This window comes from Bacillota bacterium (assembly GCA_029961055.1).
GTDB lineage: Bacteria > Bacillota > Sulfobacillia > JAIMAT01 > JAIMAT01 > JAIMAT01.
Map to the genome: position 1 here is coordinate 1 of JASBVM010000002.1, position 26,025 is coordinate 26,025.

Genomic DNA, 26,025 nt, shown 5'->3' on the forward strand with positions numbered 1-26,025 from the left:
CTCGCCCTCTCCGACGCCGTTCTGCGCCCGGTCGCCCGCTCCGTCGGTTGGGACCGCCCCTACGGCGACCTTGCCAAGAGCTTCGAGAGCCAGGCGGACGCCAACGGCGGCACCCTGACGGTCACCGCCAGGGCTCGGAGCGCCCAGGAAGCCTACCGGCTGGCCCAAGCCTGGCGCGACGCCTTCCGCGCGGCCACGCTCGACCTGGCGCGCCAGCAGCTGGACGCCCAGATCCAGGCGGCCGGGCGGAGGGTTGCCGCCGAGCAGGCGGCGCTCGACACCCTGAAGGCAACGCTGGACAAGGCTCCCGGCGGGCCGGCGACCTCGACGGTGGTCTCCGCCCTGGCCGTCGGCCAGCAGCTGGCCCAGGCCCAGGGCGACCGCGACCGCCTGTTGGCCCTGCGGCAGTCGCTCGATGCGGTGGCCGCGCCTCTGGTCCTGGAGGACCCGCGCCTGCCCGAGGCCCCGGTGGCGCCGCGCAAGGCGCTCAACCTGGCGGTGGCGCTCGTCCTGGGGCTGATGGCGGGCGTCTTCGCCGCCCTCCTGGCCGATTTCTGGGCGCGGGGGCGCGGGGGCGCAGCTGCGCCGGCGGAGGCGCCGGCGGCACCGTCCTCGGAACGGGCCTGAAGCGGGGAAGGATCCCCGCGCCGGTTCCGTCCGGCCTCTGGGAGCGCCTGTAATCGCCGCGTAACAAACGTCGACAGGAGACGGGCCTTTTCGAGTGGAAGCCCGTCCCGCCATGAAAGACAGGAAGACCGCTCGTTGGGCGGCGTCCGCGCTCGTCGCCTGGCTCGCGGTGAGCGGGCTCGGCCTTCCCGCCCGGGCCGCCCGCGCACCCGACCCCGGCGCCATCGAGCGGCAGATGAACGCCGCGCAGGATCAGCTCCGCGCCCACCAGGCCCAGGCCGCCCAGACCAGGAACGAACTGGCCACGGTGCAGTCGCAGGCGGCCAGCGCCCAGGCCAAGCTCCACGCGTTGTCCTCGCAGCTCCGCGCCGCCCGGTCCGAGCTGGGCCGGCGGCAGCGAGAGCTCGCCGAGGCGCAGGGCCGGCTGCGCCAGCTGCAAGCCGAGCTGGCCGCCAACAAGGCCCGCCTCGCCCGGCAGCAGGAGCAGCTCGGTGCGGGCCTCCGGCTCACCTACGAGCAGGGCGTGGTCTCCTGGCTGGACGTGCTCCTGGGCGCGCGCGACTTCCGCGACTTTGTGACGCGCTTCCAGGAGCTCTCCCAGATCGTCCGGGAGAACGTCCGCCTGCTCCGGCGGGTACAGGCCGAGCGGCGGCTGATCGCACGGCAGGCGGCGGCGCAGGAGCGGCAGGTGGCGGTGGTGGCGCGGCTCACGCGGCAGGTGGCCGCGGTCGAGCAGGTCCTCGCCACCCGGACCGCACAGCAGCACGTGGTCTACGCCAGTTACCGGCAGGCGGCCTCGCAGCTGCAGGCGGCCTACGACCAGGAGCAGCAGGCGAGCCAGCAGATCCAGGCGCAGCTGGCACGGCTCCAGCGCCAGTACGAGGCGGCGCGGGCCGCCCAGCTGGCCGCGCTCCGGGCCCAGGCGGCCGCCGCGGCGTCGGCCCGTGGGCAGGCGGGCGCCGGCGGGGGAGGCGGGAGCGACGGTGCCGGGAGCTCCGGGGGTGGCGGCGGGTGGAGCCCGGGTGCCGCCAACCCGCGCACGGGGCTCGCGTGGCCGCTCTCTTCCTTCGTGGTGACGCGCCCGTTCGGGGAGAACTACGACCCCGTGCTGAAGCAGGTTCGGATGCACACCGGCATCGACCTGGCGGCGCCGGAGGGGACGCCGGTCCACGCGGCCGGGCCGGGGATCGTCTTCTACGCCGGATGGCAGAACGGCTACGGCAACACCGTCATCCTCGTCCACGGCAACGGGCTCTCCACGCTCTACGCCCATCTCTCGGCCATCCTGGTCTCGCAGGGCCAGGCGGTGGAGGCCGGCCAGGTGATCGGACGCGTCGGCGAGACGGGTTGGGCGACCGGGCCGCACCTTCACTTCGAGGTCCGCGTCGACGGGGCGCCCGTCTCACCCGGCAACTACGTCGGCGGGTGACGACCGGGCTCCGGAGCCGCCCGGAACCCTGTGACGCGCCGGTCGGACTCTCAGGGTGCGACGGAGAGGCGCCGGGCGGCGGGGATGTGCCCGGCGCCGGCGAGGGCGCGGCGGCCGGCGCGGGGGAGGACGTGGCGGGGGCGGAGGGCGCAGGGCCGGAGGAGGCGGGCGCCGCCGGCGCGGGAGCCGCTGGCCAGCCGCCGGCGGGCAGTGCCGCCGGCAGGTAGCCGCGTGCCTCGACCCTCCGCAGCAGGTCGGGCAGGGCCGCCAGGGTGAACGGGTTCTCGTGCAGGTCGACCACCGCCCCCGGGCGGAGGCCTGCGAGGGTGCGGGTGACCAGGGTCTCCTCGGCGGCCGCCTGCCGCGGCGTCCCCAGGGCGGAGGCCAGCTCCCAGTCCCGGGGATCCACGTTCCAGAGCGCGAGCCGCAGGCGGAGGCCGGCCGCCGCCCTGCACGTGCCCGCGTCGAAGAGCTCGTAGGGCGGGCGGACCAGCCCGGGCGTCACGCCCAGGAGGGTATGGAAGGCTTCCTGGGTGCGCCGGAGCTGGTCGAACTGTGCAGCCTCGTCCAGACCGGTCAGCTGCGGGTGCGACCAGGTGTGGTCGCCCACCGCCATGCCCAGGGCGAGGGCGCGCCGGGCCTGGGCCAGCTGGCCGGCCGGGCGCCGGCCGACCCGGAAGAAGGAGGCGCGGGCGTGACCCGCCTCCAGCGCGTCGAGGAAGCGTCCGGTGTAGGGCGAGGGCCCGTCGTCGAAGGTGAGATAGACCAGCGGCATCCCCGTCGCCGGGTCGGTGGCGGGGCCATGCCAGAGGAGGAGCCCGGCGCAGGCCTTGGCCCGCGCCGCCGACGCCGCCGGATCCGGCGCGGAGCGGCCGGAAGACGGGGCCGCGACGCCCGCAGGCCGCGAGGGGCCGGGCCGGACCGTGCCTACGGCGCGCGCAGCCGCCCTGGGCGGCCGCATGCGCAACGCGTCCGGCGCCCATGCCGCCGCCCCGCCCGGGCGACGCAGGAGGGCCGGCCCTGCGGGGGCCGCGGGCGTCGCGACCGGGCCCGGATCGCGCGGGATGTCCTCCCGCCAAAGAGAGGCCGCCAGGCCGGTCGCCACCACCGAAGCGAGGAGCACCCATCTCCAGACCCGCCGCATCCCTCTCGCCTTCCCCGGGGAGCCGCCCTTCGGGCGAAAGCGGGCGGGCGCCCGCCCCCCGAACTCCGATGCGTCCGCCCCTGCCCCTGCATGATCGACGCGGGCGCGAGGGCGGCGGTTCCACCGGCCCCCGCCCTCGCCCGCTCCGCGCCCCTGCCGCGCCCCGGGGTGCGAGCCGGTGCCGGTCAGGGCCGGCGGGAGCCCGCCAGGCGGTGGAAGAGGGCGAGGAGGGTGGAGGCCGCCCGCTCCATGGTGAACTCCTCCAGCCGGAGGGTGCGCGCGTGCAGGGTCAGATCGCCGAGCCGGGCGACGGCGTCCGCCAGGGTGGCCTCGACCGCGGCCGGGTCGCGGACGTCCGCCCAGGGGAAGCCGAGGCGGGCGAGGAGGAGGGCGGCGGGGCTTCCTGGCACCGTCAGGCCGACGACGGGCCGGCGCGCGCCCAGGTAGTCGATCAGCTTGGACGGCAGGAAGGGCGCCCGCTCCAACGGAGCCTCCACCACCACCAGAAGGTCCGCCTCCACCATCTCGCGCAGGCTCTCCAGGTAGCCCACCGGGCCGATGTGCGCGGCGTCGCCGGCGGGGAAGGAGCGGGCGACGCGGCCGACCAGCCGGAGCTCCAACCCTCCCGGGAGCCGCGGCCGGAGGGCGCGGGCCGCCTCCAGCAGCGGGCGGGGCGAGCGGAGGCCGTAGAAGTCGCCGACGTGGACCAGGCGGAGCGGGCCGGAGGAGGCGCCCGGCTCGGGCCGGCGGCGGGGCGGATAGAGCGAGGGATCGAAGCCGTGGGGGAGGACGGTGGAGCGGGCGGCGACGCCGAGCGCGGGGTAGGCGCGGTCGTAGAGGTCGCGCAGCGCCTCGCTGGGGAAGACGAGGGCGTCGGCCTCGGCGAGGACCGCTTCCTCGCGGCGGCGCCAGCCGGGCGGCACGTAGGGCCGGTAGGGGTTGAGCGCCCAGGGGTCGCTGAACTGGGCCACCCAGGGGAGGCGTCCCATCCCCAGCCTCCGCGCCCGCCGCCGGATGGCGCGGGCGGCGGTGTGGCTCGCGCCCGGCTCGGAGCGGGACCAGAGGAGGTCGAAGGCGTCGCCGGCCCGGGGCTCGCGGCGCCCCGCGCGCACCGTCCAGGGCAGGAAGTCCTCGCCCCAGACCCGGACCGCCAGCCGTCGCCAGGCGGAGCGTGCCCGGCCGCGCAGCGCCCGCGGCCAGTTGCCGTGGCGGCGGACCTCGGCGCCGCGGAGCCAGGCCTCCAGGTCGGGATCGAGCCGGTGGAGCGGGTCGGGAAGCGCCGTCACGCAGGTCAGGGCGAGCCGTTCCCCGCCCCCGCCCCCGTCCCCGTCCCCGGAGCCGGCGGCGGAGAGCAGGGAGCGGACGGTCTTGCCGGCCAGGATCGACTCGGCCGTCAGGGCGGGCGGCATCTCGTAGGCGACCAGAAGAACGCGCACGGCGTTATGCTAGCATGCCGCCTGGGGTGAACGGGCGCGCCATGCGGATCCTCTTCTATGCGAAGCACGTCGACCGGGACGGCATCGGCTACCACACGCTGGCGCTGGCCCGCTGGCTCCGCGGCCGCGGGCACGAGGTGGCCGTGGTGGCCGACGGCGGCGAGCTGGCGCCCGCCCTGGCCGAGGCCGGCGTCCGGCTCTACCGCGCCCCCTACCGCCGGCGGCTCGCCTTCGGCGCCGCGCGGGAGGCGACCCTGGCCGCCGTGCGGGAGTTCCGCCCCGACGCCGGCCACTGCCAGTGGCGCATCTGTTCCCCCCACGCCGAAGCCGCCAGGAAGCGGTACGGCGTCCCCTTCCTCCACGTGCTCCACTCGACGCGGACGCGGGTGGCCGCCCCCCTCACGTACTGGGGCGGGGTGGCGGTGGCCGTCTCGGCGGAGACGGAGCGGGAGCTCCTGGAGCGCTGGCGTCTTCCGCCCGGGCGCGTCCGCCGCATCCCCGACGGGGTGGACACCGGCCGCCTGCGGCCGCCCACGGCGGAGGAGCGGGAGGCGGCCCGGCGGAGCCTCGGCCTGCCCGCCGGCGCCTGGGTCGTCCTCTGGGCGGGGCGGATGGTACCGGTCAAGCGGGTCGACGACCTGATCGCCGCCGTGGGCCGGCTCCAGCCGGCGGAGGGCCGCTCGCCGCTCCTGCTGCTCGCCGGCGACGGGCCGCTCCGGCGGGCGCTGGAGGCGGAGGCGGCGCGGAGGGCACCGGGGAGGGTCCGCTTCCTGGGGTGGCTCGACGACCTGCGGCCGGCCTTCTGGGCGGCCGATCTCTTCGCCCTTCCCAGCGCCCGGGAGGGCTTCGCGCAGGCGGCGGCCGAGGCGATGGCCTGCGGGCTGCCGCTGGTGCGGACGGCGGGCGGGGGCGCCGAGGAGCAGGCCGGGGCGGCGCTGGAGGTGCCGCCGGGCGACGTGGGCGCCCTGACGGCGGCGCTGGAGCGGCTGCGGCGCGACGAGGAGGAGCGGGCGCGGCGCGCCGAGGCCGCGCGGCGACTGGCCGAGGGGCGCTACTCGCTGGAGGCCATGGGCGAGGCCTACGAGCGGCTCTATCGGGAGCTCCGCCAGGCCGCCCTGCCGGCGGCCGTCCGCTTCCCGGGCCGCTCCCCGGAGCGCGCGCCCGCGACGGCCTGGGGTCAGGGGCTGGCGGGTGCGCCCGGGGCGCCGGGCGGCACGGCGCTGGTCACCGACGCCCGCTACCGGACCGCCCTGGCCATGGTCCGGAGCCTGGGCCGGAGCGGCGTCCGCGTCCTGGCGGCGGAGAGCGGGCGGGCCGGGGAGGGCGGCCCGGAGCCGGAGCCGCTCGCCTTCGCCTCCCGCTACGTGGCGGGACGCTTCCGCCTCCCCGACGCCCGCCGCGAGCCCGAGGCCTTCGTCGAGGCGGTGGTCCGGCTGGCGGGTGAGCAGGGGGTCGACGCGCTGCTTCCGGCGGGGGCCGCCAGCCTGGCGGCGCTCAGCCGGGCACGGGAGCGGGTGGCGGCCGCGGTCGGGCTGCTCGTGCCGCCGGCGGAGAAACTGGAGCTGGCCAATGACAAGGCGCGGCTCCTGGAGCTGGCCGCCCGCGCCGGCGTGCCGGTGCCGCGCGCCTGGCAGCCGGAGGCGGGGGAGCCCCTCGACCGCTTCGCCGCCCGCGTGGAGTACCCGTGCGTGGTCAAGTTCCGCTTCGGGGAGGGGCTCGGCCTGCCCGCCGCCCGCCGCTACCGGATCTGCCGCGGCCCCGGGGAGCTGGTGGCCGCCTGGCGCTCGATGGACGCGCTGCAGAGGGGACCGCTGGTGGAGGAGTACCTGCCCGGGCCGGGCTTCGGCCTCTCCGCCCTCTACGACCAGGAAGCCCGCCCCGTGGCGCTCTTCGCCCACCGTCGCCTGCGCGAGTACCCGCTCAGCGGCGGGCCCAGCGCCCTGGCCGAGTCCTGCTGGGAGCCGGAGCTCGCCCGGCTCGGCCTGCGGCTCCTGGACGCGCTGGAGTGGCAGGGGGTGGCCATGGTCGAGTTCCGCCTCGACGCCCGGGGACGGTACCGGCTGCTGGAGGTGAACCCGCGCCCCTGGGGCAGCCTGCCGCTGGCGGTGGCGGCGGCGGGGCCCGGCGCCGCCATCCCCACGCTCTGGTACCGGCTGGCGCGGGGGGAGCGGCTCGACCCGATCCCCCGCGCCGTGCTCGGGGCGCCGCTCCCCCCGGTCTCGCCCTCGCTGGGCCTGGCCAGCGGCTACCGGGTCGGCGTCCGCCTGCGCTTCGCCGCCCAGGACGCCCTGGCCAGCGCGGGTCTCCTCCGGCGGCTGCGCCGGCGGGGGGACGGCGCGGCGCTCCTCGCGGAGCTGGCGCGGGACTGGCTCGACCCCCGCGTCCGCGACGGCGTCTTCGACGCGGGCGACCCGCGGCCGGGCTGGGTCTACCTGCGAAGGAGCCTGGCGCGGCTCGCCCGCCGCTCCGGCGGCGCGGAGGAGGAGCAGCCGTGAGGCTGGCCCTCGACCTGCACGTCCACACCTCCTTCTCGCCCGACTCCGGCATGGCGCCGGAGACGGCGCTCCGCGCCGCCGCCCGGGCGGGGCTCGACGTGATCGCGGTCACCGACCACTTCACCCTCGAGGGCGCCCGGGCCGCCCAGCGCCTCGCCCGCGCCCGCTCCGCGCCGTCCGGCGCCGGCGCACGGCTGCCCCTGCCGGCGGTCATCGCGGGCGCCGAGTACGCCACCGAGGTGGGCCATGTGCTCGGGCTCTTCCTCCGCCAGGAGATCCGGCTCGGCCCGGCCGGCTACGGCGCCCGCTGGCCGGCGGCGGAGGTGGTGGCGGCCATCCACGAGCAGGGCGGGCTGGCGGTCTGGGCCCACCCCTTCAAGCGCCGGCGCCCCGGCGACCCGCCCACCGCCGAGCGCGAGCTGATCGACCGGCTCGGCTTCGACCTGGTCGAGGTGGCCAACCCGCGCGCGCTGCTGGGCGGGCGGGGCACGGCCAACGAGGAGGCGGAGAGGCTGGCCGGGGTGGCCGGGCTGCCCGCCTCGGCCGGGAGCGACGCCCACTGGCCGGAGGAAGTGGGCCACGGCCGCCTCCTCCTCGCCCTGCCGGAGGGGGAGCCGTGGCGGGGCGGGGAGCCGCAGGAGGAGAGGCTGCGCAGCCTCGTGCTCTCCGCGCCACGCGAGACGCGGCTCCTGCCGACGCTCCCGCTGGCCGAGGCGAGGAGCCAGCTGCTGCGCAGCTGGCGGGAGCGGGCCTGGCGCCGGCTGCCGCGGGTCCTGGCCAAGGCGGCCCTGAGCGCCCTGGGCTCGGCGCCCGCGCTCCTCGGCCGCCCGCCCGTCCCCTTGCCGCGGCGGCGGTGAGCGCCTAGCATCGTGCCGTGCCGGTCGCGGGAGATGCGGGGGAGGGGGAGGGGAGATGGCGGGGTCCGGCTTCCTGGGAGCGTTGCGGCCGCTGGCGCGGTCGCTCATCCAGCCGCTGCGCAGCCTCAGGAAGGAGCGGCAGCGCGCGGAGGCGCGCCGCTTCCTGAGCGCCGTGCGGCGGATCGAGCGGGTGGCGCCGCCGCGGGGCCGCCGGGTGGTGGCCATGACCTTCGACGACGGCCCGGCCGCCACGCCCGCCGTCCCCGGCGACGGCACCCCGCTGACGGAGGCGATCCTCCGCGTTCTCGAACGCTACGGGGCGCGCGGCACCTTCGACGTGATCGGCTCCACCGCCGCCGGCTACCCCGACGAGCAGGGCGCGCCGGGCACGGTCTACTGGAGCGGGGTCCGCTACGACCACTACCCCGCCTTCGGCCGCGACGCCGAGGGCGGGGCGGAGGCGCAGCCGGGGCTGATCCGGCGCATCCTCGAGGCGGGCCACGAGCTGGCCAACCACTCCTACAGCCACATCGCCTTCGGGCCGGCACGGCTGGTCTACGGGCGGCGGGCCTTCCTGCCCGGCTTCGACGCCTGCGTCGCCGACGTCCGCCGGCTTCACCAGCTGATCCTGGAGCGCCACGGCTACGCGATGCGCTTCGGCCGGCCGCCGCACTACATCGACCCCACCGCCGACGGGCGGACGGCCTACGACGTCTACGCCGCGGTCGGCTACCAGTACCTGGCCGCCAGCTTCGACGGCGGCGGCTGGCTCCCGTCGACCGGGGACTACGCGCGCGACGTCCGGCGCATGGTGGAGCCGCTGGAGCGCGCGCTGGCCGCCGACCCCGAGGCGCTCAACGGCCGGATCATCTTCGAGAAGGACGGCTACGACCAGTCGCTCCAGAGCCCGGTGGCCGACGGGCTGCCCGCCCAGCTGGAGCTCCTCCGGCGCCACGGCTACGAGGTGATCCCGGTGCGCGAGCTCCTGGAGCTCTCCGCCTTCGCCGACGTGGCACCGGAGGAGCCGGTGGCCCGGGCGGCGCGGGCGCTTCTCGACGCGGGCCATCCCGTCGCCTACCGCGACAACTCCCTCCAGCCGGAGAGGAAGCTCTCCCTCGGCGAGCTCCTGCGCATGGCGGTCCCGCTCGCCCGTACCCCCGGGGCTCCGGCCACCGGCCCGGCCTTCTACGCGGCGGCCGCCCGGCAGGCGGAGGTGGCGGCGCCGGCGCGCCGGGCCTTCGGCGACCCCGCGCCCGGCGGCGAGTGGCCCTGGGAGCGGCGGGTGAGGCGGGGGGAGCTCTCCCGCTTCCTGGGGATCGCCCCGGAGGGCCTGCCCGGCTCGCCGGAGGAAGAGGTGACCCGCGGCGAGGCGCTCCTCGCCCTGGCGGCACGGCTGGCGCGCGGCGCGCAGCGGTGATCCCGGGCTTGCTCCCGCCGGGCGGCCGGCGGCGCGGCCCGACCCCCCCTGGCCACGGTCAGCCGTTCCGGTGGAGCCGCCCGGTCCTGAGCGCATAGCGCTCGGCGGCGCGGAAGGCGGCGTAGCCGGCGGGGATGGTGACCAGGGCGAAGGCGACGAGGATGGCCAGGGTGGGCAGGAGCTGGACCAGGCCGGCACCGTGCAGGAGCGCGGCCCGCTCCGCCCGCAGCGTGTAGGTGGCCGGCGAGAGCCAGGAGAGCGGCTGGAGCCATGCGGGCAGCGCCGAGACCTCGTAGTAGACGCCGGAGACCAGGAGAAGCGCGCCCTGCACGATGTGCGTCGCCTGGGCGCCCCGCTCCGGCGACATGAGCGGCAGGATGGCGGCCACGAGGCCGATGCCGACGAAGCTGGCGCTGGCCACCAGCAGGACCACCAGCGCGGCGCCCAGGTCGGCGGCGCGGAGCGGCACGCGGAAGAAGAGCGCCACCACCCCGAGCACCAGCGCCGTCCGCAGGGTGGCGTAGAGCACCGCCCAGCCGGAGACGCCCAGGAGGTAGGTGAGCCGCCGGATGGGCGCCATGAAGGTGTACTCGATGGTCCCCTCCCAGCGCTCCCACTGGACCGAGTTGGCCACCTCGTTGAAGATGATGGACAGGAAGTTCCAGAGCAGCGCCCCCACCAGCAGGTAGAGCACCATCGACGGCCCGGTGCGGACGCCGATCAGCGCGATGGTGACCGCGTTGACCACGTTGTAGAAGAAGTCCACCGCCTCCCAGCTCAGGTACCGGCGGACCAGGTTGAGGTTCCGCTCCACCAGCCCCCAGCCGGCGCTCAGCTCGTGCATCGGAGAAAGACCTCCTCCATGCTGGCGTCCTCGCTCCCCGCGAAGCGGCGCTTCAGCTCCGCCGCCGTGCCCTCGGCGACGACGCGGCCGCGGTCCAGGATGGCGATCCGGTCGCAGAGTCGCTCCGCCTCGTCCATGTCGTGGGTGGTGAGGAGGATGGTGGTGCCGCTCTCGCGGTGGACCTCGCGCAGGAACTCCTGCACCTCCCGCTTGGAGCGGGGGTCGAGCCCCGTGGTCGGCTCGTCCAGGAGGAGCAGGTCGGGCGTGGTCAGGAGCGCCCGCGCCACCGCCACCTTCTGCTGCTGGCCGCGGGAGAGCGTCTCCACGCGGGCGCGCAGCTTCGGGCCGGGCAGGCCGAGCCGGTCGAGGACGGCCGCGCCGCGGCGGCGGGCCTCCTCGGGGTCGAGGGCATAGAGGCGGGCCGCGTAGAGGAGGTTCTCCCAGACGGTGAGCGACTTGAAGAAGGAAGCCTCCACCGAGACCCGGTTGATCCGCGCCCGGACCGCGGCCGCCTCGTGGACCACGTCGTGCCCGAAGACCTCGAGCCGCCCCTCGTCGGGGAGGAGGAGCGTGGCCAGGAGCCGGATCAGCGTCGACTTGCCGGACCCGTTGGCGCCGAGGACGCCGTAGATGCTGCCGGCGGGGACGGTCAGATCGACGCCGCGCAGCGCCTCGACGACGCGGCTCCGCCGCCGGAACCAGCCGAGGAGGCCGCCGGGGGAGTCGCCGCCTTCCTCCGGCTCCTCCTCCAGCGGTTCCTGGAAGCGCTTGATCACGCCGGTGCAGCGGACGGCCGGGCCTCCTGCCGGCCCCCGGGCGGGAGCAGCCGCCGGTGCCTCCGCCGGCGCGGGCGACCTGTGCGGCGGTGTGGAGGGGTCCATGCTTCGCCTCCTCATCAAAGAACGGACGGTCCCGGTCAGGAGGCCGGGACCGTCTGCAAGGCTCGTTCGGCTGGCCGACGGCGGTCCGATCCGCCGTCAGGACCGATGGGAACCGGGGTACCCGACCGTTCGCCTCCGGAGGCCGCAGAAAGGGCGCCGGAGAAGAGCGTTGGACTGGAGCAGGGAGAACCGGAGACGCACGGGGGTCACCTCCTCGCACGCCCGCGGCCCAGGACGGACCGGCTCGGGCGCGAACGGCGCCGGCCGGAAGGCGGCCGGCAGCGCGCGGATTATACCACGGCGGGCGGCGGTCCCGTCAAAGGGGCCGACGGCCATCTGGAAAACGGACCAAAAACGGCTTGAACTGATCGGAACCAGTGTGAAAACACGTTGCAGGCGACGATAAGAGTTGATCTCGCGTTGACCGTCCCTCCGCCCGCCCAGTATAATGCGCATCAACACCCCTGGGCCGCCAGGGTGGAGAGGGGGGCGGGGGGTGCCGGAGAGGATCCGAGGGATCGGGGACGAGAGCGATGCCTGTGCGCTGGTGCTGGTGGTGCGGCGGGAGGCGGCGCCTGCCCGCGACCCGCTGGAGACGGCGCTGGACGCCCTGGAGGCGATGGACCACCGGGCCGGCTGGGTGGGCGAGGGGGCGCTGCGGGAGGGGGACGGCGCCGGCCTGATGGTCGACCTGCCCCGGGCCGTCTGGGCCAAGCGCCTGGCCGAGGCGGGCCTGGACCCGGGGCTGGTCCGGCGGGGCGACTTCGCCGTCGCCCACCTCTTCCTGCCGGGGGGCAGGGCGGCGGTGCACGAGACGGCGGCGCTGCGCGCCCGGGTCCGCGAGCGACTGGCGGTGGAGGGCTTCCGCCTGCTCGCCGAGGCGCTGGACCAGGTCGACGCCGCCGCGCTGGGTCCCAGGGGGCGCGCCGAGGAGCCGCTGTTCTGGCAGCTGGCCGGGCTTCTTCCCGGCGAGCGGGCGGGCGGCGAGCAGGGCTGCTGGCACCTGGCCAACCTGCTGGAGCGCCGCTTCGGGGCGGCCGGGCTGGAGGTGGTCTCCTTCAGCACCCGGGCGGCGGTGTACAAGGTACGGGGCGGTGCCGGGACGCTCCGCTCCTACCACGGGGACCTGCGCGATCCGGCCTTCGCCACCCGCTCGGCACTGGGTCACAGCCGCTACTCCACCAACACCACCAGCACCTTCGCCCGGGTCCAGCCCTTCTGGCAGCTGGGCCACAACGGGGAGATCAACACCATCGCCCGCCTCCGCGAGGAGGCGAGGCTGGTCGGCATCCAGCTGGCACGGGACGGGTCGGACTCCCAGGACCTGGACCGCGTCCTGGCGGCGCTCCTCCACCGCCACGGCTTCAGCCTCTGGGAGGCGGCCGAGCTCCTGCAGCCGCCGCTCCACAACGAGATCTTCACGCTGCCGCCGGCGCTCCAGGACCTCTACGCCTGGCACCGGCAGGCCTGGGGGCCCTACGCGCAGGGACCGGCCGCGCTCCTGGCGCGGGACGGCGACCGCTTCCTGGCCGCCGTGGACGCCCTGGGTCTCCGGCCGCTCTGGCGGCTGGAGACCCAGGCTTCGATCGTCTACGCCTCGGAGCCGCGCGTCCTCCCCTTCGCCGACCTCTCCGCCGAGCCGGTCCCGCTGGCGCCGGGGGAGAAGAACGGGATCCTCCTGGCCCCGGCGGGCGCGCGCTGGCTCGACCAGCCTGCGCTCCGCCGGGTGATCCTGGCCGAGCGCCGCAGGAAGGGCTTCCCCTCCGGTTTCCGCCGCGCCGCCCTGGAGGCGGGACTCCGCCCCCGGAGCCTCTCCGCCGGCCCGGTCCGCGCGCCGGAGCGGGCGGCGCCGGTCGAGGGCGCGGGAGCGGCCGCCGCGGCGGGCGACGGCCGGGACGGCCGGGCCGGCGGTCCGCCCAACGACCGGCCGCTGGAGGCGGGTCAGGGGATGCGCCTGCGGGACGCCTGGGCGCGGCGGCAGCCGCTCCTGGCGGCGCTGGGCTGGGGACCGGAGGACGTCCGCCTGGCGCTGGCCGAGGCGGGCAGCGGCGGTGAGCCGGTCGGGTCGCTCGGCTACGACGGGCCGCTGGCCGCACTCAGCCGGCAGCGGGTCAACCTGGCCGACTTCTTCCACGAGACGGTGGCGGTGGTGACCAACCCCGCCATCGACCGGGAGCGGGAGGTGGAGCACTTCTCCACGCGAACGCTCCTGGGCCGCCGGCCGCGGCTCGACCACCCGGCCGACCGGGAGGCGCTGGAGCTGCGCCTGCCGCTCCTCCTGGGCGGCGCCGCCGGGGGGCGGAGCTGGCTTCCTCCCGAGCGGGAGGCGGCGGTGGCGGCCGACTTCGGCACCTGCCGGCTGGAGGACCTGCTGGCGACCTTCGCCCGCCGGGGCGAGCGGCTGCTGCGGCTGGAGCCTTCCTTCGGCGAGAGCGAGGGGCCCCGGCGGGCCGTGGAGCGGCTGGCGACGGCGGCGGTGGAGGGCGTCCGCGCCGGCGCCGCCGTCCTTCTCCTGGACGACCGCGGGCTCTTCGCCGACGGGGCGCTGCCCCTGGACATCCACCTCGCCCTGGCGGCGGTGGACCGGGCGCTCCGCCTCGCCGGGCGGCGGCGGGGGACCACGCTCCTGGTCCGCTCCGGCGCGCTGAGGAACCTGCATGACCTGATGCTGGCCATGGCGCTGGGCGGCGACGCGCTCAACCCCTACCGGCTCTTCGAGGTGGGGGCGCGGACGGCCGCCGACGCGGGCGCCGGCGGGGACGGCGCGGCGACGCCCGAGGCGCTGGAGGCGGCGCTGAGGAAGCTCCTGCGCGCCCTGGCGGCCGGCATGGAGAAGGTGCTCTCCACCCTGGGCATCCACGAGCTGCGCGGGTACGGCCGGCTGATGAGCTCGGTGGGCCTGCCCGAGGAGCTGGTCGCCACCTTCGGCATGCCCGCCTTCGTGCCGGCGCCCGCCGGGGAGGGCTGGGCGCGGCTCGCCCAGGATGCGCTGGAACGCTACCGGATCGCCCGGGGCGAGGGCGACGACCGGCTCGCCCAGCCCCCGCGCTGGCTCGGCCAGGTCTGGCGGCTCGGTGGCGATCTGGCGCAGGGGCGGCTGGCACCCGGGGAGTACGAGGAGCGGCTCCAGGAGCTGGCGGAGAGGGAGCCCATCAGCCTCCGCCACGCGCTGGAGGTGGCGACGCCGCTGGAGGGGGTCGCGCCGGAGGAAGTGGACCTCTCGGTGGGGCCGCACGCGCTTCCTTTCGAGATCAGCTCCATGTCCTTCGGGAGCCAGGGCGAGACGGCCTACCGGGCCTACGCCGAGGCGGCGGCGCGCCTGAACATCGTCGCCCTCAACGGCGAGGGCGGCGAGATCCCCGATCTGGTCGGCCGCTACCCGATGAACCGGGGGATCCAGGTGGCCTCGGGCCGCTTCGGCGTCCACCGCGCGCTCCTGGAGGGCGCCTGGATGGCGGAGATCAAGATCGGCCAGGGCGCCAAGCCCGGCGAGGGCGGCCACCTCCCCGGCAGGAAGGTCTCCGAGCAGGTGGCGCGGGCGCGCAACGCCCGCCCGGGCGTCGACCTGATCTCGCCGTCCAACAACCACGACCTCTACTCCATCGAGGACCTGGCCGAGCTGATCGCCACGCTGAAGCGGGTCCGGCCGGGGCTCCGCGTCGCCGTCAAGGTGCCGGTGGTGCCCAACATCGGCACCATCGGCGTCGGCATCGCCAAGGCGGGCGCCGACGTGATCACCGTCTCGGGCTTCGACGGCGGCACCGGCGCCGCCCGCCTCCACGCCATCCGCCGCGCCGGCCTGCCCGTGGAGATCGGCGTCAGCGAGGTCCACCGGGCCCTGGTCGAGGCCGGCCTCCGGCAGCGGGTGGAGATCTGGGCCGACGGCGGCGTCAAGTCGGCCGAGGACGTCCTCCGCCTGATGCTGCTCGGCGCCAACCGCTGCGGCTTCGGCACCATGGCCATGGTGGCGGTGGGCTGTACCGCCTGCCGCTCCTGCCAGACCGACACCTGCCACGTGGGCATCGCCACCCAGATCCGCGACCGGGCGGAGGCGCAGGCGCGCGGGCTGCGACGCTTCGACCCCCTGGACTACGAGGAAGCGGTCCGGCGCCTGGTCCGCTTCTTCACCGCGCTGGGCGAGGCGCTGCGCGCCCGGGTGGCGGAGCTCGGCGTCCGCCGCGCCCAGGAGCTGGTCGGCCAGAACTGGCGGCTGGTGGCGTCGCGGGAGCGGCAGCGCCTCGGCCTCGGCCACCTGCTCCGGCCGGCGGCCCCGCCGCCCGCCCCTTGCACCGGCGAGGGCCGCACCCCGCCGGAGAGCCCGGCGGCGGCGGGGTGCGGGACGGCGGCCGGCGCGCCGGGCGCCGGGCAGGCGGGCACGCGGGTGGTGGCGGCCGCGGGCGGGTCCGGGGCGCCCCTGGAGGAACCGGGGCGGCTCCTCATCCGGCAGGGGGAGGAGCCCGCGCCGGAGGGGGAGAGCGCCGTCGCGCCGCGTGACCTGCTCGAGGCCTTCGCGCCGCGCACCCGGGTGGAGGTGAGCGACGGCATCGCCGCCCAGGGCTTCGCCGCCTTCAGCCTCCGCGGCGAAAGCTGGCACGCCCGCGGCGGAGCCCAGGACGGCGCCGCCCGGACCGCCCTGGGCGGGCGCGTCGTCGTCCTCAAGCGGCCCAACGGTCGCGGCCGCTGGGTGGGGGGCCACGTGGGGAAGGGCTTCGCCTACGGTGCGCAACGCGGGCTCTTCCTGGTCCAGGGGAGCGCCGACGCCCGCTTCGGCATCCGCCTCTCCGGCGCCGACCTGGTCCTGGGCGGCGAGCCGGCGGGGCCGATCCGGGACGAGCTGGGCTGCATCGCCGCCCGCGCCCAGATCAAGGGCTTCGGCTTCGAATACATGACCGCCGGGCGCGCGGTGGTCCTGGGCGACCCGGGGCCGTGGCTCTGCTCGGGGATGACCGGCGGCGTCGTCTACCTCCGGCACGAGCCCGCCTGGGGGCTGGACGAGGCGGCGCTCCGGCGGCGCATCGCCAAGGGGGCGCGCGTCCGCCTCCGGCCGCTGGGCGAGCAGGGGCTGTCCGACGTGCGGGAGCTGCTGGGCGAGTACGCCCACGAGCTGGAGGCGTCGGGTCAGGAGGAGGAGGCCGCCCGGGTGCGGGGGCTGGCCGCCGCCGCGGGGGAGCACTTCCTGGCGCTTCTCCCGGAGGTGGAGCAGGTCGATCCGGCGATCTCCACGGAGTAGGCGGCAGGAGGCGGGCCGATGGGAGATGCCGCGCGGCCGCTCTGAAGGGCTCGCCGCCGCGGCCGACGAATGGGAGGGGCGAGGAGGCGTTTCCCCGAGAGCATGTCCCGCACCGCGCGAACGTCGGAGCTGGGCGACTTCGTGACGGCGCTGGCGGGCGCCCGGGACTTCGTCCAGATACTGGGCCTGGTCCAGGAGATGCTGCTGGCGCCGCTGGGTTACGATCCGGCGGACGTCCTGGCCGGCAACCTGGTCGGCGACGAGCTCCCCGACCTGACCCTCTTCGACCGGGACGGGGTCCCGGTGGCCATGGTCGCCATCGGCGAGGAAGGCCGCCTGGAACCGCCGCCCCCGCTCTATGAGCGCTACGTCCGGGCTCTCGGTTCGGTCCAGCTGATGCTGACGGTGGCACCCGGCGGGCTGACGGGCTGGGAGCTCCCTCCCGGCCGCTGGAGGTGGAGCGACATCCGCCCCTCTCTCCGCCTGGATCTCTCCGCCGAGGGGATCGACCGGAACCGGCTCCAGATGCTGCAGAACTGGATCGCCCTCCTCGACCAGGGCAGGCTGACCCGGAACAACCGGCAGCGTGTCCGGCGCCGGAGCCGCGGCGAGAACGGCTCGATCGCGGCGCGCGGGAACGGCGGCGAGAGACCCGCGGGGGCGGGGAGGAGGGAGGAGCCGCAGCCGGTCCGCGTCTGGACCGCCGAGGCGCTCCTCGCCCTGCCGGACGATGCGGCCGAGGAGACGCTCGGCTTGGTCGACTCCTCCAGCCTCAGCCGCTTCCTGGCGGAGGCGGAGCGACAGGGCCGGGGGGAGCGGGCGGGGTGGCGGAGGCGGCTGGTGACCGACGACCGCTTCGAGTTCCTGACGCCGCTTCTGACGCCGCTGGCCGACCGGGTCGCGGAGGCGAAGGCGGGACCCGGGGCGCCGCGCCTGGCCTTTCATCACCTGCTGGCCTTCTGCCTGGCCTGGGGCGTGGCCGACGAGTCGCCCCGGGGCGCGGAGCTGGTGGTCGGAGACGAGGATGCGCACCGGCTCCTGAGCGAGATGGGCCAGCGGCTGGGGTCCGGGATCAAGGCGGAACCGCGGCCCTTCGCGGTCCGCCTCCAGAGGGCCGCCTGACCGGAGCGGCAGAAGACGGGTACGGAAGGGGTGGGCGCCGGCAGGCGCCCGCCCCTTCTTTGCGGCGGCCGCGGCTCAAGGCGTCGGGCTCCCTGCGGCGGGCGGGACGGCGGGCGCGGCAGCGGTGGTCGGCGGCAGCTGGGGCGGGTAGGGCGGCGGGCAGGGCACCGGCGGGGTGGGCGAGACCACGCACTCGGCGGGCATGCAGAAGCCGTAGGTCGGCACGAGCAGCTTGACCCGCGCGGTCGACTCGATCAGCAGGCAGTAGCTGACGCTGCAGAAGATCTGCGTGGCCGTGGCGGTGCAGGGGCCGCAGCCCGCCGAGGTCACCTCGCAGTCGATGGTGGTGCCGGTGGGGGCGTAGAGCGTCACCGTCTTGGCGGCGGTGAAGCTGTCGCTGAAGGTGCAGCGCGTGGTGCCGTCCGGGTTGACGAGGGTGAAGGTGAGCGGGACCGTCACGACCACGGAGACGTTGACGAAGCCGGGGCGGGTGGGGATCGGCGCGGGTGTGCCCAGCGTACAGGTGGGTGTGCCCGCCGCGCACGTGACCGTGGTCCCCGCGGGCACGGGGGGCAGGCACGTCACCGGGATGGTGAAGGTGGCGTCGCGGCTGTCGGTCTCGGAGCAGAAGTCGTAGACCTTGTCCACCAGGATGCAGTCCACTTCCGTCGGCGTGGGCACGCCGCCGGGATAGGGGCCGGGCGTCACTTGCTGCGCTTCCAGCGGTTGCCGGTCCGCCATGGGGCATAGACCTCCTTCGGGTTTTCTCGATCTCAACCTATGAAGCGGGTGGACAACGGGTGATCCGGGATCGACGGAGCGCTTCGCCCGGCTCGCCTCCGCGGGCGCCCGGCGGGGCGGGGAGCGCGGGGGCCGGCGCCCGCACCGGGACGGGGCCGGAACCGGAGGGCCGCGAAGAGGTGCTCTACCCGTCGGCGGAGGGCCTCCGCCGGCTCTCGCCGCCCGCGGGTGCGGATCGCCTGCGGGTGGTCGGGGGGGAGGCGCCCCTCTTGCTCCTTCGCATCCGCCCGGCGGGTGCCGGGCAGCCGGGCTGGTGGGCCGCCCGCCGGCCGGAGGGTCCCTGGCGGGCCTTCCCGGCCGAGCCTGGGCAGGCGGGGGGCCCCGGGTCCGGGGAGGGCGGAGCGGTCGCCGAAGCCGTCCCGGTGGCGCTCCGCACGGGTACCCGGCGGGAAGGCGCCTTCCTCCTCCTCCGCGCGGGCGGGCGCCTGGAACTCCTCCGCCCGCCCGCCTGGCAGGAGGTCGCCGCCTTCCAGCTCACGGGGATCGGGGCCGCAGGCGGGACGCTCCGCCTGGAGGCCGCTGCGCTGGGCGACGAGGTGCTCTTCCTCCTCCGGCCCCTCTCCCCCGCCGCGGTGGGAAGCCCCGCCGCCGCAGCAGGCCCCCCGCTGCTGGGCGCGCTGGCGGCAGACGGGCGCCTGCGCCTGCCCGTGCGCCGGCTCGAGGGCTGCGAGGCGGCGCGGACGAGCCTGGCCGCCTGCGGGGAGCGCGCCTATCTGGCCCTGGGCCGGCCGGGCGAGCCGATCACGCTCCGCTCCCGGACCGCCGGGGCCTGGCCTCGCGCGGCCTGGGGGGAGGGGGCGGCCCTCCCCGGCTCGGCGCGGCTCCCGGCAGGCCGCCTGCATGTGGTCCGCGGGCGTTCGCCGGGCGGGCGCGAGGAGCTGCTGGCCGTCTGGCGGACCGGCGCGGGGGTCGTGGCCTGGCGGTTCGACCCGGGCGCGGGCGGATGGGAGCTCCGACCCGTGGACGGACTCCTGGCCGGGCGCTGGTGCCCGGTGGCCCCGCCGCTGTCGGGGCACGCCGGCTGGGAGGGCGGGTGGCTGCCGGCGCAGCTGGTCGACCCCATCCAGGAGTTGCCGCTGGTGGCGCCGTCAGGGAGGGATTAGGCTGCTCTCGAGGGCCCCACTCTTTTCCTGGGAGGTGATGCCATGAAGGAGAAGGCGAGAAGGAGGCGGGCGGGGCGCGGCCGGCGGCGGCTCGCAACCTGGATGGGGGCGCTCTCCGCCCTCCTTCTGCTCGGACTCGGGTTCTCGCCCACGGCCCAGGCCTCGTGGTACCTGGACGCCCAGGGGCGACTCCCGGCACGACTTCCACTGACCACGACCTGGCATCCTGCGGGGCCGGCCGCCCCCGGTCGCGCGGCACCCCAGCCGGCCAGGCCGGCCAGCGGCGCGTTGAGGACGGACGAGGCGCGGCTCCTGGAGCTGATCAACCAGGCGCGGGTGCAGGCGGGGGTCCGGCCGCTGGCGGTCGACGCTGCGCTGGAGAGGCTGGCGGAGCAGAAGGCCGACGAGATGGCGGCGCTCGGCTACTTCGACCACCGCTCCCCCACCCGCGGCACGCCTCTGGAGATGGAGCGGGCGGCCGGGATCCGCGCCGCCTGGATGGGCGCGGAGAACATCGCCCGTGCCCGGGACGTGGAGTTTGCCATGGCCATGTTCATGGGCAGCGCGCCCCACCGGGCCAACCTGCTCGACCCGCGCTTCGACACCGCGGGTGTGGGCGTCGCCCCGACGGCGCGCGGGGTGGCGGTCTCGGTCCTCTTCCTGGGGCACTGACCTCCGCGGGGCCGGAGCGGGAGCGAGGCGAGCCAAGTCGCCTCGCTCCCGCATAGGCTGGGCGCCGGGGTGGGCGAATGCCCGCGCTTCGGGAACTGATTCTGCCCGACGGCGAGCGGCTCGCGCTGCCGCCGGAGCTGGTGGAGGCCGTGGTCCCCCTCCTGGAGGGCTGCGGCCTGGCCCTGGAGACGGTCGGCCCGGCGGCGACGCGCCTGGAGCGGTCGCTGGCCGGCCTGGCCGTCGCGCTCGAGGCGGAAGGCGACTGGTCGGCGCTCCTGGCCGCCGAGCTCGGCCAGCGGCTCGGCTCGCTGGGTGCCGCCTGCACGGTGGGCGAGCCGCCGCTGCAGCGCGACCTGCTCCTGGCCCTGGACGTCGCCCGGACCCGGGAGGCAGGGGTGGTGGAGGTGGTCTACGGTCCGCTTCCTCTGGGTTGGGCGCGGCGGGTCGCCTCGCGCATGGTGGTCCACCTCCGGGCGGCCGGCCTCACGGCACGGCGGCGATGGCGGCCCCGGAGCGGAGGCGCCAAGGTCGCCTTCCGCGTGGCCGGCACGGTGGCGGAGTCGCGCGGCCTCGATCTGGTCCGCGCCCTGCTTCGCGCGCTGGCGGACGAGACGTCGCGGCCGCGTTTCGACTGGCCGCGGCTCCGGGAGGGGCTGGCGCGCCTGGCCGGCGCCTGGCCGGCAGCCGAGCCGGCGGCCCCGCCGCTGGAGCCGGGCACCCCGGGGGCGGAGGCGCCGGAACCCCTGCCGGCGGGACCCCGGCCCGACCTTTCGCAGGCTCTCTACACGAACGTTGCTGTCGAAGCGGAGGAGAACGTTCCGGACAAGGAGAACCCTCCAGGCGCTCGCCGGGCGCGGGTGACGGTCGGGGTGCCGCGGGGCGACCGGCCTCCGGAGGAAGCGGGTCGCGAGCTCACGGTCGTCCGCTACCGCCGGCCCGGCGGCTGAGGGTGAGCCGGTGGCCGGCGTGACCGGTCCGGCGACGGAGGGGAGAAGCGGGTGGAGAGCAGGAAGGACGAGCCTCGTAGCGGCGGTCTCCCGCGCTCCAGGAGGTGGCGCGCGGGGGCGGTCGCGCTGGCGCTGGCCCTGTCCGTGGGACTGGCCGGGTGCGGGGGAGCCTCCTCGGGCGCGGGGACGTCCCAGGCGCCGGCGGGCGGCGCCAGCGGCGGCGCTCCCGGCGCGAAGCCCTTCAAGGTGGGCCTGGTCACCGACGTGGGCGGCATCAACGACCGGGGCTTCAACCAGCTGGCCTACGAGGGGCTCCAGCGCGCGCAGCGGGAGCTGGGCGTCCAGGGGCGGGTGATCCAGTCCAAGCAGCAGACCGACTACATCCCCAACCTCTCGGGTCTGGCGCAGCAGGGCTACAACCTGGTGATCGCGGTCGGCTTCCTGATGCAGGACCAGGTCCAGCAGGTGGCCAAAGAGTACCCCAACACCCACTTCGCCATCATCGACGTGGGCATCGAGGGGATCCCGAACCTGGCCTCCGCGGTCTTCAAGTACCAGGAGGCGGGCTACCTGGCCGGCGCCATGGCCGGCCTGATCGAGAAGGAGCGCGCGCTCCCGGGCATCAAGGGGACGAACAAGATCGGTGTCGTGGGCGGCATGAGCATCCCGCCGGTCAACGCCTACATCGCCGGCTTCGAGGCCGGCGTCCGGAAGGTGGCGCCGGAGGTGCAGGTGATCCTCCGTTACGCCAACGCCTTCGACGATCCGGCCGCCGGCCGCGAGCTGGCGCTGGCCGAGGCGGCGCAGGGGGCCGAGATCATCCAGCAGGCGGCCGGCAACACCGGCACCGGCGTCATCGAGGGGGCGAAGCAGGCGGGTGTCTACGCCATCGGCGTCGACATGGACCAGAACTACCTGGCCCCCCGGACGGTCATCTTCAGCGCTCTGAAGAGGGTGGACAACGTCACCTTCGACCTGATCAAGGCCGCCAAGGAAGGCCGCCTGCAGGGCGGGATCAACGTCTTCGACCTGAAGTCGGGCGGCGTCGGCGTCACCCGGCCGATCCAGGGGGTGCCCGCCGGCATCGTCCAGCGCGTGGACGAGCTCCGCCAGCAGATCGTCGACGGCAAGATCGTCCCGCCCGACCGCCTGCCCAAGTAGGCAGCCGGGCAGGGGGAGGCGGAGGGCGGGCGACTCCCCCGGGCCGGGGGAGGAGGCGGCGGGCGGCCGGACGGTCGCCCGCCGCCCGCCCGCTTGGGGAGGTGAGGGCGTGGCCTACCAGAGCCCGCTCCGGAGCCCGGAGCTGGACCGTCTCTTCGAGGCGGTCCTCAGCCTGCGCGACCAGGAAGAGTGCTACCGGTTCTTCGCCGACCTCTGCACGGTGGGGGAGCTGCGCGCCATGGGACAGCGCCTCCGGGTGGCGGAGCTCCTCGCCGACGGCCTCACCTACGAGGAGATCGAGCGGCGGACCGGCATGAGCCCGGCCACCATCGCCCGTGTCAACCGCTTCCTGCAGTACGGGAACGACGGCTACCGGCGGGTGATCGCGCGGCTGCGGGCGGGCCGGGTGCGCGACGGGGACGCGGACGACGGGCCGCGCGACGACCGGGGCGAAGGGTAGGAGGCGGCAGGAGGCGGGGCCGCAGCACGGTTGACAGGGAGACCGTGCGGCGGTAAAGTTCAGCTCAGGTTGGCTACTTTAGCATGATAAAGTAATGAAGCAAGGGGCGCTGGGATGAGCGATCCGAACGGGGTGGATGGAGGCGCCGCCTCCGGCCTCCTCCGACACCATGTCGAGCGGGTGGTCCTGGAGGTCCTGGCCCGCTGGGGTTACCGCGAGGTGGAGACGCCGCTGCTGGAGCCGGTGGACGGGCCCCTGGCGGCCACGGGGGCGGGAGGGGCGACGGCCGAGGCCGGCCACCTGGGGGAGGAGGAGAGCTGGTTCGGCGCCGTCCGCCTGATGGACGGAGGGGGGCGCCCGTGGCGCCTCCGCTACGACGCGACCGTCGCGCTCCTGCGGCGGTCGACCGAGCTCTCGTCCACCGGCGCCGGTCTCCGTCTCGCCTACGCCACCACCGTCGTCCGGCGGGACGAGGAGGGCGAGCCGGTGGCGCTCGGCCAGGCGGGAGCCGAGTACCTGGCGGCGCCGAGCCCGCTGGGGGAGGCGGAGGTGATCGGGGCGGCGGTGGAGGTGCTGCGCGAGCTGGGGGTGGGCCCGGTCCGGGTGGCGCTGGGCGACCCGGCCTGGGTGGCGGAGCTGGAGCGGGCCGCAGGACTCCCGGAGACAGGGGGGGAGAGCGTCGCGGCGCTCCTGGCCGCGCTCCGCGGGGGTGACCAGGTCGGGGCCGCCCGCCTGGACCGGGCCGGCCTGGGGGCCTTGGGGGGCGGGCTGGCGGAGGTGGCCCGGCGCCTCCGGGCGAGGAGCGCGGGGGGCGAGGAGGAGGCACGCTTCCTGGCGCTGCTGGAGCACCTGGCGGGCATGGGTCTGGACGAGCAGCTGGAAGTGGACCCGCAGCTGGTGGGGCGCTGGCCGTATTACTCCGGGCCGGTCTTCGAGCTGAGCGCCCCGGGACAGGGCCGGCCGCTCGGCTACGGGGGGCGCTACCGCCTCGACCTCGCCCCGCTGGAGGGAGCCGGCTTCGCGCTGGACGTCGACCGCCTGCTCGCCCTCCTCGCCGAGGCCCGCTCCCGGGCCGCGGAGGCCCTCCCCGACGTCGTCGCCTTTCCCGCGGCGACGCCGCCCGGGCGCCTCTGGGGCCGCCTGGCGGCGCTCCGGCGCGCCGGCTACCGGGTCGCGCTGGCGCCCGACGAGGTGACCGCCTACCGCTGGGCCCGGGAGGCGGTGGAGGCCGGCGGCGGGCCTCGCCTCCTGCGCCTGGAGGCGGGGGGCGAGCGCTGGCTGGGTCGGCCTTCCGCCTCCACGCCCACGCCGGCGCCGGCGGACGCGACGGAGGAAGGGGCGGGCGCATGGTCGCCGCGGCACTGACGGCGGGCGGCAGGCCCGGCCCCTTCGCCCTCACCCTCGCCCTTCCCAAGGGGCGCCTGGCGCGGGAGGCGACCGGGGCGCTCCAGGCCGCCGGCCTCGAGCTCCCGGAGGAGGCGGGCGAGAAGGAGCTGGTCCAGCTGCTGCCGTGGCCGGCCCTCGGCGGCCGCCTCCGCCTCCTCTGGGTGCGTCCCGCCGACGCCCCCGCCTACGTGCGGGAGGGGGCGGCCGACGCCGGGATCACGGGCAAGGACGCCCTGGCGGAGGAGCCGCAGGGCGTGCTGGAACGGCTCGATCTGGGCTTCGGGCGCTGCCGCATGGTGGTGGCCGTCCGGGGCGAGGAGGCGGGACGCTGGCCGGAGCTCCTGGCCCGGCGGGGCGACCAGCTGCTGGTGGCCACCAAGTACCCGCGGCTGGCGCGCCGCCACTTCCTGGCGCGCCACGGCCTCCGGCCGCGCGTCCTGGAGCTGCGGGGCTCGGTGGAGGTGGCGGCCACGGTGGGGATGGCGGCGGCCATCGTCGACCTGGTGGAGACCGGCGCCACCCTGCGGGCCAACGGCCTGGTCGCGGTGGAGGAAGTGCTCCCGGTCAGCGCCCGCTGGATCGTCAACCCGGTCAGCCTCCGCTGGAAGCGACCGCTCCTGGCCGAGCTGGAGCGGCGGCTGGCGGCCCGCTCCGCGCGGGAGGCGATCCGTCGGTGAGCGCCACCGTGACCGTGCCGCCGGGGGAGGAGGAGCTCCGCCGGGCGGTCGCCCGCATCATCCGGGAGGTCCGCGCCGGCGGCGACGCGGCCCTCCGCCGCTGGGCCGACCGGCTGGACGACCTCGGCCAGGCACCCTTCGAGCTGAGCGAGGAAGAGCGCGCACGCGGCGAGCGGGAGGCGCCGCCCGAGGCGGTGGCGGCGCTGGAGCGGGCGGCGGAGCGGATCGAGGCGGGAGCCCGGGCCCAGCGCGAGGCGCTCCGCGACGCCGTCTGGGAGGACGGGGCGGGCAACCTCTGCCGCTTCCGCTGGGTGCCGGTGGAGCGCGCCGGCCTCTACGTCCCCGGCGGGCGGGCCCGTTACCCCTCCAGCGTGCTGATGGCCGCCATCCCCGCGCGGGTGGCGGGGGTGGAGGCCTGCTTCCTGACCACGCCGGTCCGCGGCGGCGGGCTGCCCGACCCGCTGGTGCTGGTGGCGGCGCGGCTGGCGGGCGTCGGGCGGGTCTTCCGACTGGGCGGGGCGCAGGCGGTGGCGGCGCTGGCGCTGGGTACCGAGAGCATCCCCCGGGTCGACCTCCTGGTGGGGCCGGGCAACGCCTGGGTGACCGAGGCGAAGCGGCAGCTCTTCGGCGAGGTCGGCCTGGACGGGCTGGCCGGACCCAGCGAGGTGCTGGTCCTGCTGGACCGCGCCGAGCGGGCGGAATGGGCGGCGCTGGAGCTGATCGCCCAGGCCGAGCACGATCCCGACGCCCGGGTCTACGCCTTGGCCGTGGGGGCGGGCGCCCGCCGGACCGCGGCCGCCGTCGGCCGGGCGCTGGCGGAGCGCCTGCCTTCGGTCGCCCGGCGGGAGGTGGTGGAGGCCGCGCTGAGCGGGTCGGCCGCCCGGCTCCCCTCGCTCCTGGAGGGGCTCCCGCCCGGGCCGCCGCGGCCGGCGGCCTCCGGCTGGCCGGTGGCCGCCCTGCCCGGGCGGGAGGCGGCGCTGGAGGCGGTGGGCCGGATCGCGCCGGAGCACCTGGTCCTCCTCCTGGACGAGGAAGAGGCCCGGGACTGGGCCGACCGCGTCCGGACCGCCGGCGCCGTCTTCGTCGGCCCCTGGGCGCCGGTGGCGGCGGGCGACTACAGCGCGGGCACCGACCACATCCTGCCCACCGGCGGCAGCGCGCGCTGGGCGAGCGGGGTGGGGGTGCACACCTTCCTGCGGCTGCAGCAGGAGTTCGTGGGCCGCCGCGAGGGGCTCCCCGCCTGGGCGGGGGCGGCGACCCGGCTGGCCCGGGCGGAGGGGCTGGAGAACCACGCCCGGAGCGTGGAGGCCCGCCTGCAGGCCCGCTAGCCGGTGCC

General features: G+C 76.7%; 19 protein-coding genes. 15 read left to right on the forward strand and 4 right to left on the reverse strand.

The annotated features are described in order from the left end of the window. Positions 1-627: hypothetical protein (locus tag QJR14_00665; GenBank protein MDI3316139.1), on the forward strand; the 627-nt coding region annotated here is incomplete at its 5' end. Positions 628-721: 94 nt separating this feature from the next. Next, the gene (locus QJR14_00670; protein MDI3316140.1) at positions 722-2,056 is read left to right on the forward strand and encodes a peptidoglycan DD-metalloendopeptidase family protein; all 1,335 of its coding nucleotides are present in this window, start codon (positions 722-724) and stop codon (positions 2,054-2,056) included. A gap of 1,329 nt (positions 2,057-3,385) precedes the next feature. On the opposite strand, the gene QJR14_00675 is transcribed toward QJR14_00670, so the two are convergent. Beyond that, complete coding sequence (locus QJR14_00675; GenBank protein ID MDI3316141.1) at positions 3,386-4,636, reverse strand: hypothetical protein; 1,251 nt, start codon at positions 4,634-4,636, stop codon at positions 3,386-3,388. Between the two features lie 14 nt (positions 4,637-4,650). On the opposite strand from QJR14_00675, the gene QJR14_00680 reads away from it, so the two are divergent. The 3 genes from QJR14_00680 to QJR14_00690 are packed head-to-tail and all read left to right on the forward strand — an operon-like array spanning position 4,651 to position 9,405. After that, positions 4,651-7,131 carry a glycosyltransferase gene (locus QJR14_00680; protein ID MDI3316142.1) on the forward strand — a complete coding sequence of 827 codons (2,481 nt, stop codon included), beginning with the start codon at positions 4,651-4,653 and terminating at the stop codon, positions 7,129-7,131. Then, positions 7,128-7,988 carry a PHP domain-containing protein gene (locus QJR14_00685; protein MDI3316143.1) on the forward strand — a complete coding sequence of 287 codons (861 nt, stop codon included), beginning with the start codon at positions 7,128-7,130 and terminating at the stop codon, positions 7,986-7,988. The genes QJR14_00680 and QJR14_00685 overlap by 4 nt, the downstream gene beginning before the upstream one ends. 55 nt (positions 7,989-8,043) lie before the next feature. Then, positions 8,044-9,405: a polysaccharide deacetylase family protein gene (locus QJR14_00690; protein ID MDI3316144.1), complete on the forward strand. Its 1,362-nt coding sequence runs from the start codon at positions 8,044-8,046 to the stop codon at positions 9,403-9,405. A gap of 58 nt (positions 9,406-9,463) precedes the next feature. Here the strand turns inward: QJR14_00690 and QJR14_00695 are convergent, their stop codons facing one another. Continuing rightward, positions 9,464-10,249 (reverse strand): ABC transporter permease, encoded by a 786-nt coding sequence (locus tag QJR14_00695; protein MDI3316145.1) that lies wholly within the window; start codon positions 10,247-10,249, stop codon positions 9,464-9,466. Next, positions 10,237-11,130, reverse strand: a complete 894-nt coding sequence (locus QJR14_00700; GenBank protein MDI3316146.1) for an ABC transporter ATP-binding protein — start codon at positions 11,128-11,130, stop codon at positions 10,237-10,239. The genes QJR14_00695 and QJR14_00700 overlap by 13 nt, the downstream gene beginning before the upstream one ends. A gap of 496 nt (positions 11,131-11,626) precedes the next feature. On the opposite strand from QJR14_00700, the gene QJR14_00705 reads away from it, so the two are divergent. Both QJR14_00705 and QJR14_00710 read left to right on the forward strand, forming a co-directional pair. Then, positions 11,627-16,360: a glutamate synthase-related protein gene (locus QJR14_00705; protein MDI3316147.1), complete on the forward strand. Its 4,734-nt coding sequence runs from the start codon at positions 11,627-11,629 to the stop codon at positions 16,358-16,360. A gap of 102 nt (positions 16,361-16,462) precedes the next feature. After that, entirely contained in the window at positions 16,463-17,482 is a 1,020-nt protein-coding gene (locus QJR14_00710) for a hypothetical protein (GenBank protein ID MDI3316148.1), read from the forward strand. A gap of 75 nt (positions 17,483-17,557) precedes the next feature. On the opposite strand, the gene QJR14_00715 is transcribed toward QJR14_00710, so the two are convergent. Then, a complete protein-coding gene (locus QJR14_00715) occupies positions 17,558-18,223 on the reverse strand; it encodes a hypothetical protein (GenBank protein ID MDI3316149.1) in 666 nt (221 codons plus the stop codon). A 59-nt stretch (positions 18,224-18,282) separates the two neighbouring features. On the opposite strand from QJR14_00715, the gene QJR14_00720 reads away from it, so the two are divergent. From QJR14_00720 to hisD, 8 genes are all read left to right on the forward strand, one after another. Then, on the forward strand, positions 18,283-19,386 hold the full coding sequence (locus QJR14_00720) for a hypothetical protein (GenBank protein ID MDI3316150.1): 1,104 nt from the start codon (positions 18,283-18,285) through the stop codon (positions 19,384-19,386). Between the two features lie 42 nt (positions 19,387-19,428). Further along, positions 19,429-20,058 (forward strand): CAP domain-containing protein, encoded by a 630-nt coding sequence (locus QJR14_00725; GenBank protein MDI3316151.1) that lies wholly within the window; start codon positions 19,429-19,431, stop codon positions 20,056-20,058. Positions 20,059-20,135: 77 nt separating this feature from the next. Continuing rightward, positions 20,136-21,005, forward strand: coding sequence for a hypothetical protein (locus tag QJR14_00730; protein ID MDI3316152.1), 870 nt, complete (start codon positions 20,136-20,138; stop codon positions 21,003-21,005). A 51-nt stretch (positions 21,006-21,056) separates the two neighbouring features. Continuing rightward, complete coding sequence (locus QJR14_00735; GenBank protein MDI3316153.1) at positions 21,057-22,166, forward strand: BMP family ABC transporter substrate-binding protein; 1,110 nt, start codon at positions 21,057-21,059, stop codon at positions 22,164-22,166. A gap of 109 nt (positions 22,167-22,275) precedes the next feature. After that, positions 22,276-22,626 (forward strand): YerC/YecD family TrpR-related protein, encoded by a 351-nt coding sequence (locus tag QJR14_00740; GenBank protein ID MDI3316154.1) that lies wholly within the window; start codon positions 22,276-22,278, stop codon positions 22,624-22,626. Between the two features lie 114 nt (positions 22,627-22,740). Then, a complete protein-coding gene (locus tag QJR14_00745) occupies positions 22,741-23,991 on the forward strand; it encodes an ATP phosphoribosyltransferase regulatory subunit (GenBank protein ID MDI3316155.1) in 1,251 nt (416 codons plus the stop codon). Then, complete coding sequence (gene hisG, locus QJR14_00750; GenBank protein MDI3316156.1) at positions 23,973-24,689, forward strand: ATP phosphoribosyltransferase; 717 nt, start codon at positions 23,973-23,975, stop codon at positions 24,687-24,689. The genes QJR14_00745 and hisG overlap by 19 nt, the downstream gene beginning before the upstream one ends. After that, positions 24,686-26,017, forward strand: a complete 1,332-nt coding sequence (hisD, locus tag QJR14_00755; protein MDI3316157.1) for a histidinol dehydrogenase — start codon at positions 24,686-24,688, stop codon at positions 26,015-26,017. Before hisG ends, hisD begins: the two co-directional genes overlap by 4 nt. Positions 26,018-26,025 lie beyond the last annotated feature (8 nt).

What these genes read in the sequence shown, in the direction of transcription:
- QJR14_00680 (MDI3316142.1), top strand. Translation starts at nt 4,651, where the DNA reads ATGCCGCCTGGGGTGAACGGGCGCGCCATGCGGATCCTCTTCTATGCG.
- QJR14_00690 (MDI3316144.1), top strand. Translation starts at nt 8,044, where the DNA reads ATGGCGGGGTCCGGCTTCCTGGGAGCGTTGCGGCCGCTGGCGCGGTCG.
- QJR14_00695 (MDI3316145.1), bottom strand. Translation starts at nt 10,249, where the DNA reads ATGCACGAGCTGAGCGCCGGCTGGGGGCTGGTGGAGCGGAACCTCAAC.
- QJR14_00700 (MDI3316146.1), bottom strand. Translation starts at nt 11,130, where the DNA reads ATGGACCCCTCCACACCGCCGCACAGGTCGCCCGCGCCGGCGGAGGCA.
- QJR14_00710 (MDI3316148.1), top strand. Translation starts at nt 16,463, where the DNA reads ATGTCCCGCACCGCGCGAACGTCGGAGCTGGGCGACTTCGTGACGGCG.
- QJR14_00715 (MDI3316149.1), bottom strand. Translation starts at nt 18,223, where the DNA reads ATGGCGGACCGGCAACCGCTGGAAGCGCAGCAAGTGACGCCCGGCCCC.
- QJR14_00725 (MDI3316151.1), top strand. Translation starts at nt 19,429, where the DNA reads ATGAAGGAGAAGGCGAGAAGGAGGCGGGCGGGGCGCGGCCGGCGGCGG.
- QJR14_00730 (MDI3316152.1), top strand. Translation starts at nt 20,136, where the DNA reads ATGCCCGCGCTTCGGGAACTGATTCTGCCCGACGGCGAGCGGCTCGCG.
- QJR14_00745 (MDI3316155.1), top strand. Translation starts at nt 22,741, where the DNA reads ATGAGCGATCCGAACGGGGTGGATGGAGGCGCCGCCTCCGGCCTCCTC.
- hisG (MDI3316156.1), top strand. Translation starts at nt 23,973, where the DNA reads ATGGTCGCCGCGGCACTGACGGCGGGCGGCAGGCCCGGCCCCTTCGCC.